The organism is Shinella oryzae (genome assembly GCF_023038235.1).
GTDB lineage: Bacteria > Pseudomonadota > Alphaproteobacteria > Rhizobiales > Rhizobiaceae > Shinella > Shinella sumterensis.
Genome location: NZ_CP081987.1, coordinates 1,959,900 through 1,973,052 on the forward strand (window position 1 = coordinate 1,959,900; position 13,153 = coordinate 1,973,052).

Sequence of the window (13,153 nt, forward strand, 5' to 3'; positions counted from 1 at the left end):
CGCCGAGGCCTGATGCCCCTCAATTCTGCGAGCAGGAGACATCGCCGAGGCGACTGGTCTGTCCGCCTTCGGCCATCACGGTCTCTTCGCCGCTTGCGGTGCAGTTGCCCTTTTCGCCGGCGCCGGAGCGGAATTTCACCATGGGCTGGCCCTCGATCATGATGCTGGGCACGATTTCGTAAAGCTCCGGCGGGCAGTTCACCACGTCCGACAGCCGCAGCGCCGGCGCGCCGCCGATGAACACGCTCTTGGAGCCGGACATGGCGCAGGACGGGATGGGCGCCGCGTCCTTGGCTAAGGATGGCTGGGCGAGCGCCGAAAGCCCGAGAACCACGCCGAGACCGGCAAACCGCAATAGAATCATCCTGCTTCTCCCTTTTCACGCGCCCGGCGGGACAGCGCCCGCAGGGCGGCAAGCGCCTGTTCGGCCTGCCGCTCGGGCACGAATATATGGTCGTGATGGTAGCCCGCAACCACATTCGCGCTGATGCCCTCGGCCGTGAGCGCCGTGGCGAAAGCGGCGGTGAGGCCGACGGCCTCAAGCGAGGAATGCACGGTCAGCGTGATCATGCGCATGGGCGGGCTGACGGCGAGATCGCCGGCCGCCTCCGCCGGCAGGATCAGCGTCACGCCCTCCTCCTCGCGGAACATGCCAAGCGGCGCACGTCCGAGATAACAGGCAAGTTCACCCGCCGGCACGCTGGCATAGACGAAACGGCCCTCCACCAGAACCGGCTCCATCGTTTCGATCAGCGCGGCAAGATCGGTGACGCCGCTCACGGCCGGGCCATCCGCCGCACGGCATCGCACAGCGCCGCAAAACCGGCCTTCGCGCCCTCGCTCATGAAGCGGGCGCGCAGCCAAGCATGGATCATCTGCTTTTCCTCGCGGAATTCCACGGGCACGCCCGCCAGCGCAAGGCGCGCCGCATAGGCCCGCGCATCGTCGCGCAGCGGATCGAAATAAGCGCCGGTGATGAAGGTGGCCGGCAGGCCGGAAAGGTCGTGCGCCTGCAAGGGGAAAGCGTGCGGCGCGTCGTCCGGCGCCTTGTAGATATCGCGGTAATAGGCGACATCGGCCGTCGTCAGCCCCGGCGCCTCGGCCATCTCGACATAGGAGCCGGACACGAGATCGCCGCCGAGGCCGGGATAGACCAGCGCCTGCCCGATAATGCCCTTCAGCCCCTCGTCGCGCGCCTTCATGACGATGCCGGCCGCCAGATTGCCGCCCGCGCTGTCGCCGATGACGACCACGCTCCCCGGCTTCAAAAGCAGATCGACAAGCACCGCCCAGCAATCCTCGAAGGCGGCGGGCCAGACATGCTCGGGCGAAAGACGGTAGTCGATGGCGAGAAGTTCCGCCCCGGCCGCCTCCGCTATCTCCGCGCAGATCGCATCATGGCTGTCGAGCGAGCCGACGACGAAGCCGCCGCCATGGATGTAGAAGAGCCGCGTGTCGGTGGTGACCGCCGCCGGCCGGTAGCGGCGCACGGGAACGCGGCCGGCCACCATGCCATCCTGCTTGACCATGCCCGCGGGCGCCGGCGCATCGAAGGCGGCGCAGAGCGCATCGTACCAGGCGCGCTGCTGGACGATATCCGCATCCACCGCATCAGGCGGATAGAAATCCTCGCAGCGCTTGTGAAAGGCGAGGATGCCTTCCTCGCTCGGCATGGGGCGTTCGCTCATGTCGGCCCCCCGCTCAGCTTTTCTGCAGGGCAAGGTTCAGCCCGAGCCCGACGAGGATGGTTCCGCCGGCGCGTTGCAGCCCCTTCTGCACCCGTGCCGAGCCCTTCAGCCGCGTGGCGAGCGCGCCCGCCAGCAGGACGCAGACCACATCGGCGGAGGTGAACATCAGGTTGACCACGGCGCCGAGGATGAAAAGCTGCATCCACACGGGGAAAGCGGCCGCGGGATCGACGAACTGCGGCAGGAACGCCAGGAAGAATAGCGCGGTCTTGGGGTTCAGCACCTCGACGGAGACGCTTTCGGCAAAGGCGCGCCAGCCGCGCCTGCGGATGTCCTCAGCCGAAACCTGCGGCTGCGGCTCCAACCGCGCGCGGAACATGCGGATGCCGAGCCAGATGAGATAGAGTGCGCCGAGAAGCTTCACCGCCAGATAGAGCGACGGCACCGCATGGAAGAGCGCGGAAAGGCCGGCGGCTGCGGCGATGACATGCGCATAGCCGCCAAGGTGGATGCCGAGCGTCGCCATCAGCCCCGACCAGCGGCCGCGCGCGATGGTCTGCGCCGTCGCATAGAGCATGGCCGGGCCCGGCACATAGGCGAAGACCGCCGTGGTCAGGAAGAAGGCTAGCAATGTCTCGAAGGGCGGCATGGTCTCTCCTGTCGCAGTCTCTTTTCAAAGCTTATCGCAGGAAAGGGTGCAGGGGAATGCGCCGAGCGCGACGACGATGTGTACAATGACGAGGCGCCTTGCGCCGCCGATGCCGGCCGTATTAACTCGCGGCCATGGCTTTCACCTTCCGGCAATTGCAGTATTTCGTCGCCGTCGCGGAACAGGGCTCGGTGACGCGCGCGGCGCAGAACCTGTCGATCTCGCAATCCTCGATCACCGAGGCGATCAAGGAGCTCGAATCGGATCTCGGCGTGGAGCTTTTCGACCGCCATCCGCGCGGGCTGACCACGACGCATAACGGCCACCAGTTCCTGCGCCACGCCACGAAGATCCTCGCCGACGTGTCGGATGCGCGCCGCTCCTTCTCCGACAACCGCACGCCGGAGCGCGGCAAGCTCAATCTCGGCGTGACCTCGCTCGTCGCCGGCTACGTGCTCTCCGACCTCCTGTCGCGCTACCGCCGCGCCTTTCCCGGCATCGAGGTGAGCGCGATCGAGGACAACGGCTCCTATCTCGAACACCTGCTGGTGGGCGGCGAGCTGGACGTGGCGGTGATGGTCATCTCCAACCTGCGCGACCGCATGGCCTTGCAGGCCGAGATCATCGAGACCTCGCCCTATCGCCTGTGGCTGCCGATCGGCCATCCGCTCGTTTCGGCCGACATCATCTCCGTCAGCGATATTTCCAGGGAACCGCTGATCATGCTGACGGTCGATGAAATCGAGGAGAACACCGGCAAGCTGCTGTCGGCGCTTGGCGCGCGCCCGCATGTCGCTTTCCGCACGCGCTCGGTGGAGGCGGTGCGCAGCCTCGTGGCGACCGGCGCCGGCATCGCCCTTCTCCCCGACCTCGTCTACCGGCCCTGGTCGCTGGAAGGCGACCGCATCGAAAGCCGCGACGTCTCCGGCGCCCTGCCCGTGGTGCAGATCGGCATGGTCTGGCGCAAGGGCTCCGGCATGCCGCAGGCCGCGCGCGACTTCGTCGGGCTGGCCGAGGCGCTCAGAAGCGGGCGCGGACGGTAGCGGGCTTGACGGCATGCGGCGACGGACCCGCGTGCGGGCGCACCGGGTGTCGAAAGATATCGGACGGGGCGCCGGAAGCTGCCTCGACTGAAAATAAATTAGGTGACACCTTCCGGCGCCCCGTTCGGCGGTTTTTGCCCGCGACTCCGGTCTCTCTGCAAAGATCGACACGGCGGTGTCCTTCGTCGGTTTCCGGAATGGCCAGTGCCGTTTGACATCCGTCGCGCACGCCTTGGCGCTCCGTGGAAGGTGTCTCCACCTCCCGGCCTTTCTCCATGCCGGCGGACGATGCCGACGCATCCGCCAATCCCGATCCCCTTGTGTGCCGCACAGGCACGCCCGACGCGCCGTTCGGGGCATGAAACGACAGGATCGGTCCGACATCCCGCCGCTTCCCCCGTGTCGCCGGAGGGAGACCATTTTCCGCAGGCCCGTGACATGAGGTTTCGCGTCATCCCCTCACGCCCCGCGCCGACCCCGCCTCGCCGCAACGCCTTGCGGTGTATCCGAGGGCGGGATGGGAGGATTGTAGGCGCGGTCGGAGAAGGCGGGGAAATTGGCGCGGGATTTCGCTGGGAAATCAGGGGATGCGATGCGTTTACGTCCCCGGATGAGGGGCGGTGAAGCCAGCGACGCATGCGGCTGTGGGTCCTCGGGTCAAGCCCGAGGATGACGCCAGAAGAGATGTGCCGGAGCCAAACTGACGGCCCCACATGCCGCACCGCTGCACCGACTGGAAACCCACGCCTCCCTCCGTCATCCTCGGGCTTGATCCGAGGATCCGTGCCCCACACGCACCTTCTGTGCGATGGCCTCGACTGCGACCGCGGTCTACCTGTCCGCGATTTCGGAATTTCCGATACCGACATTCTGATTAATGAATTTGCGAAAGCGGCGAAAGCGCGGCACCTTTTCCGCCGGGAACAATACCGCTGAATGCGGACCAAACCGGGAGACTGTCATGACGCGACTTCTGCATTCCTGCACCGCGCTTACCCTTTCGCTCGCCTTCGTCACATCCGCCGTCGCCCAGGAGCCGCTGAAGGCGCTTGGAGCGGGCGAAGGCGAGGTATCGATCGTCGCCTGGGCCGGCTATATCGAGCGCGGCGAGACGGACAAGGCCTATGACTGGGTCACCGATTTCGAAAAGAAGACGAGCTGCAAGGTGACGGTGAAGACTGCCGCGACATCGGACGAGATGGTCGCGCTGATGAACGAAGGCGGCTTCGACCTTGTCACGGCCTCCGGCGACGCCTCGCTCCGGCTCGTCGCCGGCAAGCGCGTGCAGCCGATCAACACCGATCTCATCCCGAGCTGGAAGACCATCGACGAGCGGCTGCAGAATGCGCCGTGGCATACGGTGAACGGCGTGCATTACGGCACCCCCTATCTCTGGGGCCCGAACGTGCTGATGTACAACACGGAGGCCTTCAAGGGCGAGGCGCCGAAGAGCTGGAAGGTCGTGTTCGAGGAAATGACGCTGCCGGACGGCAAGTCCAACAAGGGCCGCGTGCAGGCCTATGACGGCCCGATCCACATCGCCGACGCCGCACAGTACCTGATGGCGCACAAGCCGGAACTCGGCATCAAGGATCCCTACGAGCTCAACGAGGACCAGTACAAGGCGGCGCTCGACCTCCTGCGCGTGCAGCGCACGCTGGTCGGCCGCTACTGGCACGACGCGATGATCCAGATCGACGACTTCAAGAACGAAGGCGTCGTCGCCTCCGGTTCCTGGCCGTTCCAGGTCAACCTGATGAAGGCCGAAAACCAGCCGATCGCCTCGACCTTCCCGGAAGAGGGCGTCACGGGCTGGTCGGACACGACCATGCTGCATGCCGAAAGCCAGCACCCGAACTGCGCCTATATGTGGATGGAACACTCGCTGTCATCAAAGGTGCAGGGCGACGCCGCCGCCTGGTTCGGCGCGGTGCCCTCGGTGCCCGCGGCCTGCAAGGGCAATGCCCTGCTCACCGACGAAGGCTGCGCGACCAACGGCTTCGACAACTTCGACAAGATCCACTTCTGGCGCACGCCGGTGACGAAGTGCGAAAGCCAGGGCGAATGCGTGCCGTATCACCGCTGGGTCTCCGACTATATCGGCGTGATCGGCGGGCGGTGAGGACGTCCTCTCTCGATCTCCCCCGCGAAAAGCGGGCGATTGAAGAGGTACGGCGATGCTGCTCTTTCCTTCTCCCCCGCGGGGAGAAGGTGGCCCGAAGGGTCGGATGAGGGGCTTGCACGACGCGGTCGTCTGCGCCACCCCCTCATCCCGCTGCCGCGACCTTCTCCCCGCGGGGGAGAAGGAGGCAAAAGGCCCTCACAGTTCCATATGCCACGCCCCAACTCTTGTGGAGATCGGATAGCTGCACCGTTTTCCTGCCCATGATCTCCACGCGATGGACGCTTCGCCCATCGTCCAAAACCACCGGGAGCCTCCATGACCGCCGTCCTGTTCCAGCAAGTGTCCCGCCATTTCGGCGCCGTGCGCGCCGTCGACAGCGTGGACCTCGCCATCGCCGAGGGGGAATTCTTCGCGATGCTCGGGCCGTCCGGCTCCGGCAAGACGACCTGCCTGCGCCTGATGGCCGGGTTCGAGCAGCCGACGGCGGGGCATATCGAGATCTTCGGCGAGACGGCCGAGGGCGTGCCGCCCTACCGGCGCAACGTCAACACGGTGTTCCAGGACTATGCCCTCTTCCCGCATCTCTCGATCCTCGAAAACGTCGCCTATGGCCTGATGGTCAAGGGCGTGGCCAGAGCCGAGCGCCTGAAGGCGGCCGAAGACGCGCTCGCCATGGTCAAGCTGCCCGGCTACGGCACGCGCCGCCCCGGCCAGCTCTCGGGCGGCCAGCGCCAGCGCGTGGCGCTCGCCCGCGCGCTGGTCAACCGGCCGCGCGTGCTGCTCCTCGACGAACCGCTCGGCGCGCTCGACCTCAAGCTGCGCGAGCGGATGCAGGAAGAGCTGAAGGCCCTGCAGAAATCGCTCGGCATCACCTTCGTCTTCGTGACGCACGACCAGGGCGAAGCGCTCTCCATGGCCGACCGCATCGCCGTGTTCAACGACGGAAAGATCCAGCAGCTCGGCACGCCGGAAGAGGTCTACAAGCGGCCGGCGACGCGCTTCGTCGCCGATTTCGTCGGCTCCTCCAACGTGCTGCCGCCCGATTTCGTCGACATGCTCGGCTTCGGCCGCCACCATGCCAGCCTGCGCCCCGAGGCGATCGCGCTCGGCGACGGCCCGGGCCGCAAGTATGTCTCCGGCCGCGTGACCGCCGCAAGCTTCCTCGGCGCCGCCAACCGCGTGACGGTGGACGCCAACGGCACCCGCATCGCCGCCATGCTACCCGCCGCCGTCGCGGTGCCGGCGCAAGGCGAGATGGTCACGCTGTCCTTCCTGCCGGAAGACCTGCATACGATGGATGACGCGTGATGAGCACGGTCATTACCGACACCTCCATCCTCGCGCGCCGCGGCGGCCTTTCCGGCCGGCTCTCCGACCTCTTCTGGCGCAAACCCGGGATCCTGCTGCTCCTGATGCTGACGCCGCCGCTTTTGTGGCTCGGCATCATTTATCTCGGCTCGCTGATCGCGCTGCTGTTACAGAGCTTCTTCTCGATCGACGACTTTTCCGGGCTGATCAATTACGAGTTCACGCTCTCCACCTACAGACAGCTGCTCATCCCGTCGAATTTCGACATCATCCTGCGCACCGTCGTCATGGCCGTGATGGTGACGCTCGCCTCGGCGGTCATCGCCTTCCCCATCGCCTATTACGCCGCACGCTACGCCCAAGGAAAATGGAAGGTGATCTTCTATCTCGGCGTGATGCTGCCGCTGTGGTCGAGCTACCTCGTCAAAATCTATGCCTGGAAGCTGATCCTGGCCAAGGAGGGCATCCTCACCTGGTTCCTCGCCAAGCTGCACCTCATGTGGCTGCTCGATGCCTGGCTGGCGCTGCCGGTGGTCGGCGGGTCCTCGCTGTCGATCAGCTATACCGGCACCTTCATCGTCTTCATCTATGTCTGGATGCCCTTCATGATCCTGCCGATCCAGGCGGCGCTGGAGCGCGTGCCCGGCAACCTGATCGAGGCCTCGGCCGACCTTGGTGGCAACCCGGCGCAGACCTTCCGTTTCGTGCTGTTTCCGCTGGCGCTGCCCGGCATCATCGCCGGTTCGATCTTCACCTTCTCGCTGACATTGGGCGACTACATCATCCCGCAGATCATCGGCTCGTCACGGCTGTTCATCGGCCAGGCGGTCTATGCCCAGCAGGGCACGGCCGGCAACATCCCGCTGGCCGCCGCCTTCTCCGTCGTGCCGATCGTCATCATGGGCCTCTATCTGTGGATGGCCAAGCGACAGGGAGCCTTCGATGCGCTCTGACCGGAACACGTCCGCACCCCTCGGCCTGAAGATCGCCGCCGGCGCCGGCCTCGCCTTCCTGCACCTGCCGATCCTGCTGATCTTCCTCTATGCCTTCACGACGGAGGAGAAGAGCTACCAGTTCCCGCCGCCGGGGCTGACGCTCAAATGGTTCGCCGTCACCTGGAACCGGCCGGACGTGTGGGAGGCGCTCGGGCTTTCCGTGCGCGTCGCCGCGATCTCGACGGCGATCGCCCTGGTTCTCGGCACGCTCTGCGCCGCCGCCGTTTCCCGCACCAAATTCTTCGGCCGCGAGACGATCTCGCTGCTCGTCATCCTGCCCATCGCGCTGCCCGGCATCATCACCGGCATCGCGCTGCGCTCGGCCTTTTCCTTTGCGGAAATCCCCTTCTCCTTCTGGACCATCGTGCTCGGCCACGCGACCTTCTGCGTCGTGGTCGTCTACAACAATGCGGTGGCCCGCTTCCGGCGCGTCTCCGGCTCGCTGATCGAGGCCTCGATGGATCTCGGCGCCGACAGCTTCCAGACCTTCCGCTACATCATCCTGCCGAATATCGGCACCGCACTTCTGGCCGGCGGCATGCTCGCCTTCGCGCTGTCCTTCGACGAGGTAATCGTGACGACCTTCACGGCCGGCCAGCAATCGACCCTGCCAATCTGGATGCTGGAGGAACTGGTGCGGCCGCGCCAGCGCCCGGTGACCAATGTCGTCGCCATGGTCGTCGTCATCGTCACCTTCCTGCCGATCCTCGGCGCCTACTACCTCACCCGCGACGGCGACCAGGTCGCCGGCAGCGGGAAGTGAATCTGAGCGAATAGGGAGTGGCGAATAGCGAATAGGGACTTCCAGCCTGCATATCCGGTAACCCTATTCGCTACTCGCCATTCGCTATTCGCTCCGCCAACAACGGAGAACATGCCATGGACACCCAGATGCTGATCGGCGCGCGTTTCGAAGCCGGCACCGAGGCGGAAGAGCATATCCTGAACCCGAAGACCGGCGGCAAGATCGTCGACCTGCCGGAGGCCTCCCACGCGCAGATCGACGCCGCCGTCGATGCCGCCGAAAAGGCGTTCGTCTCCTGGGCGAAGACGACGCCCGGCGAGCGCTCCGCCTATCTGTTGAAGATCGCCGACGCCATCGAGAAGGATGCCGATGCCTTCGCGGCACTCGAAGCGCTGAACTGCGGCAAGCCGATCAACGCCGCCCGCAACGACGAGCTGCCGGCCATCGTCGACTGCTGGCGCTTCTTCGCCGGCGCCATCCGCTCGCTGCAGGCGCCGGTTGCCGCCGAATACCTGCCCGGCTTCACCTCGATGGTGCGCCGCGACCCCATCGGCATCGTCGGCTCGATCGCGCCGTGGAACTATCCGCTGATGATGATGGCCTGGAAGCTCGCGCCCGCCATTGCCGGCGGCAACACCGTCGTCTTCAAGCCCTCCGAACAGACGCCGCTGACGGCGCTGAAAATGGCGAAGCTGCTCGCCGAGATCCTGCCGGAAGGCGTGGTCAACATCGTGCTCGGCCGCGGCGAGACCGTCGGTAACACGCTGATCAACCATCCGAAGATCAACATGGTCTCGATCACCGGCGACATCGCCACCGGCAAGAAGGTGCTGACCGCCGCCGCCAAGACCGTGAAGCGCACCCATCTGGAGCTCGGCGGCAAGGCGCCGGTCGTGGTGTTCGACGATGCCGATCTGGAAGCGGTCGTCGCGGGCGTTCGCGCCTTCGGCTACTACAATGCGGGCCAGGACTGCACCGCCGCCTGCCGCATCTACGCGCAGGACGGCATCTACGAGAAGCTGGTCGCCGACCTCTCCGCCGCCGTCTCCACCATCAGGTACAACGACCCCGACGACACGCTGAACGAGATCGGCCCGCTGATCTCGCGCCGCCAGCGCGACCGCGTGGCAAGCTTCGTGGAGCGCGCTTCCGACGTGAAGCATATCGAGATCACCACCGGCGGCCATGCCGGCAGTGATGACGGCTTCTTCTTCCAGCCGACGGTGGTGGCAGGCGCCACGCAGGAGGACGAGATCGTCCGCCGCGAGGTGTTCGGCCCCGTCGTCTCCGTCACGCGCTTTTCCGATGCCGACCAGGCGATCACCTGGGCGAACGACAGCGATTACGGCCTCGCCTCGTCCGTCTGGACGAAGGACATCGGCAAGGCGATGACCGCGGCGTCGCGCCTGCAATATGGCTGCACCTGGATCAACACGCATTTCATGCTGACTAACGAGATGCCGCATGGCGGCGTCAAGCAGTCGGGCTACGGCAAGGACATGTCGATCTATGCGCTGGAGGACTATACGGCCGTTCGCCATGTGATGATCAATCACGGGTGAGTTGGGGGCTCGGGGCGGGTTACCCCCCTCTGGCCTGCCGGCCATCTCCCCCACAAGGGGGGAGATCGGCAAGGGGCGCGACCTTCGCTTAAGCAACGGCAGTAGCACGCAATCAACGGCGATAGAGAGGATGGAAACCATTGCTCCATCCAATCTCCCCCCTTGTGGGGGAGATGCCCGGCAGGGCAGAGGGGGGTGACCCCGCCCCTGGAACCTTTTCGCCCCTGGCGCGTCTTTGCGAGACCTGACAGGAGGTACTTCCATGCTGAAATGGGCTCTGATTTTTCTCGTCATCTCGCTGATCACCGGCTTCCTCGGCTTTTCCGGCGTGTCGTCGGCAACCGCGACGATCTCGAAGGTCCTCTTCGCCATCGCCCTCGTGATCTTCCTCATCTTCATCGTGCTGGCGCTGATGGCCGGCAGTGCTGTGGTCTGATGAACCCCGCGACCCCGGAGCGCGATTTTCCGCGCTCCGGGGTGTGACGGCGGCAATAAAGATGATAAAAGCGATCACCTTATAACCCACGATCGCCTGTCATCCTCATGCCCCACCCCCACATATTCCGCGCCATGAAACGGCAGCGCCCGGCCGCCGGAGAGGTGGCATGACGGCGGGGACGACGATGCAGGCTGCCGGTGCGTTCGCGCCCGGCCTGAAGGCGATCTTTTCGGGCGAGCAAGCCTGGTGCGGCGAGAAGATGATGCTGTCGTCGGAGCTTGAGGACGCGATGCCGCTTCGCGACTTCCTGAACGGCGACGGACTGCGCGACGCGCTCGAACGCTATGCGGCGCACCACCCGGCCACAGACCGCCGCGCGGTCGCGTCATACTGGTCGCTCTACTATTTCTCGGCGCTCAACATTCCCTATGTGGTGGCGCGGCGTGCGGAAACCCGGCTGCCCGTCTCCATCGACACCATGACCATCGCGCTTGCCGAGGACGGCCTGCCGCGCGCCTTCGGCCTACCGGACGAAGGCGAATGGAGCGAGGACGGCGATCTGCTCGATGTCGTCGCGCCGCTAGTGGAGACGCATCTGGCGCCGGTGGTCAACGCGCTGAAGGAAAAGGCCGGCATCGCCGCGCGGCTGGCCTGGACCAACGCCGCCGTCTACATCGACTACGCCTTCAACACGACGGACCGCTCGCAGCCCGAGGGCGACGACCACTGGCCGTCGCGCGCGCTCTTCGCCTGCCAGCACCTTGCCGACGGCAGCCGCAATCCCTTTTTCGGATGCCTGCGCCACGATGTGGAAGCAGGCGCGATCCACTGCCGCCGCAAGGTCTGTTGCCTGCGCTACATGCTGCCGGGCATTCCGGCCTGCGGCGAACTCTGCGCCCTGCCGGAACTGAGAAAACAATGACGAAACGCGCCCTTGCCCTTCTGGCCTTCCTCCTGCTCGCTGCCCTGCCCGTCCGCGCCGAGGTGCAGTACCCGCTGACGGTGACGGATTCCTTCGGCCGGGAGGTCACGATCCCCGCCGCGCCGAAGGCGATCCTGCTTGGCACCGGGCTCGATCTGGTTGCGCTGTCGCTCATCCATCCCGATCCCGTCAGCCTGCTCGCCGGCTGGGCCGGCGACATGAAGGGCGACAAGTCCGGCCTTTATGCCCAATTCAAACAGAAATTCCCCGCTATCGAGACCGTGCCCGTCATCGGCGACGGCATATCGGTATCCTTCGAGGCGCTGCTGTCGCTGAACGCCGACCTCGCCATCCTCGCCAACTGGCAGGCCGACACGGATGCGGGACGGCAGGCGATCGGCTTTCTCGAACAGGCAGGCGTCCCCGTCATCGTCGTAGATTTCAACAGCAATGCGCTGGAGAACACCGCACGCAACATGCGCTTTCTCGGCCGCGTGCTGAACCGTGAGGAGCAAGCCAACGCCTTCGCCGACTTCTACGAGGCGCGGGTGGAGCGCATCCGCGACCTGGCCGCCGCAAATTCCGAACCCGGTCCCACCGTCTTCATGGATGGGCTGCCGAACCCGGACAAGTGCTGCTTTGCCTTCGGCACCGGTGGCCTTGGCGAATTCCTCGCCATCACCGGCAGCCGCAACATCGCAGCGGACCTGCCGCGGCAGGGCGGCACGGTGAGCGCGGAGTTCGTCATCGGCGCCGATCCCGACGTCTATATCGCCACCGCCCTGCCCGACGGCGCCTATACGTCGCTGACCGTCGGCCCGGGCGTCGATCCCGAGCGGGCGCGCGAGACGCTGGCCCGCCTGGTGGAGGCACCGCATCTCGCGAGCCTGCGCGCGGTGCACGAAGGGCGGGTGCATGCGCTGTGGAACTTCTTCAACGCCGTGCCGCTCAACATCGTCGCCGCCGAATTCTTCGCGCAACGATTGCGGCCGGACGTTTTTCCGGACGTCGATCCCGCCGCGACCCTGAAGGAGATCAATGCGCGCTTCGCCGCCGTGCCCTTCGACGGCGCCTACTGGATCGACCTCAAGCCGAATTGACCACGCGCGCCCTTTCGGGACCGGATGGCAGAGGCTATATCAGGTCCAGGAGGACTTGAATGATCTGGGCATTTGCGGTCGCAGCGGCGACAATTCTCTATCTCGCACTGCGCTTCCGGCGCTTCCAAAGCTGGGTCGAACCCGCACTGACCATCGTGGTTGCCATCGGCCTCGTCTCGGCCCTGCTGATCTGGATGCGTGAGGACCGTATTCCGACCGGCGAGCCGGTTTCCGGAAACGTCGCGACGTCCGTCCTCGTTGCCGATATGGTCCAGCTTTCCGACATGCAGGCCACGATGGGCCAGACGAAAACGAGCTATCGTGTCACGGGCCGCGTCGCCAACAAGGGCACAAGCCCCATGCAGTCCTTCCGGCTCGACATGGTACTGTCGGATTGCCCCGGTGGCACCTGCCGGGAGGTGGGCCGCGACGATGCACTCGTCGTGCTGCGCGTGCTGCCCGGGGAAACCCAGGACTTCACCACCTTCGCCGTGTTCCCCGGCAGCGACCTGACGCCCGTGACGGCGCCCGAATGGGATTTCGGCGTGCGCGATGTGCGTGCGGTGGCCCGATAGGT

The 13,153-nt window shown here is 65.7% G+C and carries 14 protein-coding genes; 10 read left to right on the top strand and 4 right to left on the bottom strand.

Translation table 11 applies throughout. The annotated features are described in order from the left end of the window. Nucleotides 1–19: 19 nt before the first annotated feature. From K6301_RS09625 to K6301_RS09640, 4 genes are read right to left on the bottom strand one after another with little or no spacing between them, the layout of a single operon-like run. Nucleotides 20–364, bottom strand: a complete 345-nt coding sequence (locus K6301_RS09625) for a PAAR domain-containing protein (protein WP_247216458.1) — start codon at nt 362–364, stop codon at nt 20–22. Continuing rightward, nucleotides 361–780 (bottom strand): ACT domain-containing protein, encoded by a 420-nt coding sequence (locus K6301_RS09630; RefSeq protein WP_247216459.1) that lies wholly within the window; start codon nt 778–780, stop codon nt 361–363. The genes K6301_RS09625 and K6301_RS09630 overlap by 4 nt, the downstream gene beginning before the upstream one ends. Continuing rightward, complete coding sequence (locus K6301_RS09635; protein WP_247216460.1) at nt 777–1,688, bottom strand: alpha/beta hydrolase; 912 nt, start codon at nt 1,686–1,688, stop codon at nt 777–779. The genes K6301_RS09630 and K6301_RS09635 overlap by 4 nt, the downstream gene beginning before the upstream one ends. A gap of 13 nt (nt 1,689–1,701) precedes the next feature. Then, a complete protein-coding gene (locus tag K6301_RS09640; RefSeq protein WP_247216461.1) occupies nt 1,702–2,337 on the bottom strand; it encodes a LysE family translocator in 636 nt (211 codons plus the stop codon). 134 nt (nt 2,338–2,471) lie between these two features. On the opposite strand from K6301_RS09640, the gene K6301_RS09645 reads away from it, so the two are divergent. From K6301_RS09645 to K6301_RS09690, 10 genes are all read left to right on the top strand, one after another. Beyond that, complete coding sequence (locus K6301_RS09645; protein WP_134651242.1) at nt 2,472–3,380, top strand: LysR family transcriptional regulator; 909 nt, start codon at nt 2,472–2,474, stop codon at nt 3,378–3,380. Nucleotides 3,381–4,341: 961 nt separating this feature from the next. Continuing rightward, nucleotides 4,342–5,502, top strand: coding sequence for an ABC transporter substrate-binding protein (locus K6301_RS09650; RefSeq protein ID WP_247216462.1), 1,161 nt, complete (start codon nt 4,342–4,344; stop codon nt 5,500–5,502). 318 nt (nt 5,503–5,820) lie between these two features. Then, nucleotides 5,821–6,813, top strand: coding sequence for an ABC transporter ATP-binding protein (locus K6301_RS09655; protein WP_247216463.1), 993 nt, complete (start codon nt 5,821–5,823; stop codon nt 6,811–6,813). Next, entirely contained in the window at nt 6,813–7,766 is a 954-nt protein-coding gene (locus K6301_RS09660) for an ABC transporter permease (RefSeq protein ID WP_247216465.1), read from the top strand. Before K6301_RS09655 ends, K6301_RS09660 begins: the two co-directional genes overlap by 1 nt. Continuing rightward, a complete protein-coding gene (locus K6301_RS09665) occupies nt 7,756–8,571 on the top strand; it encodes an ABC transporter permease (RefSeq protein WP_247216467.1) in 816 nt (271 codons plus the stop codon). The genes K6301_RS09660 and K6301_RS09665 overlap by 11 nt, the downstream gene beginning before the upstream one ends. Nucleotides 8,572–8,687: 116 nt before the next feature. Beyond that, a complete protein-coding gene (locus K6301_RS09670; protein ID WP_247216469.1) occupies nt 8,688–10,115 on the top strand; it encodes a gamma-aminobutyraldehyde dehydrogenase in 1,428 nt (475 codons plus the stop codon). A 262-nt stretch (nt 10,116–10,377) separates the two neighbouring features. After that, nucleotides 10,378–10,551, top strand: coding sequence for a DUF1328 domain-containing protein (locus K6301_RS09675; RefSeq protein ID WP_134647228.1), 174 nt, complete (start codon nt 10,378–10,380; stop codon nt 10,549–10,551). Between the two features lie 169 nt (nt 10,552–10,720). After that, nucleotides 10,721–11,476, top strand: a complete 756-nt coding sequence (gene fhuF / locus K6301_RS09680) for a siderophore-iron reductase FhuF (protein ID WP_247216471.1) — start codon at nt 10,721–10,723, stop codon at nt 11,474–11,476. Continuing rightward, a complete protein-coding gene (locus tag K6301_RS09685; protein WP_247216473.1) occupies nt 11,473–12,576 on the top strand; it encodes an ABC transporter substrate-binding protein in 1,104 nt (367 codons plus the stop codon). Before fhuF ends, K6301_RS09685 begins: the two co-directional genes overlap by 4 nt. Before the next feature lie 59 nt (nt 12,577–12,635). Then, nucleotides 12,636–13,151 (top strand): hypothetical protein, encoded by a 516-nt coding sequence (locus K6301_RS09690; protein ID WP_247216475.1) that lies wholly within the window; start codon nt 12,636–12,638, stop codon nt 13,149–13,151. Nucleotides 13,152–13,153: the final 2 nt, after the last annotated feature.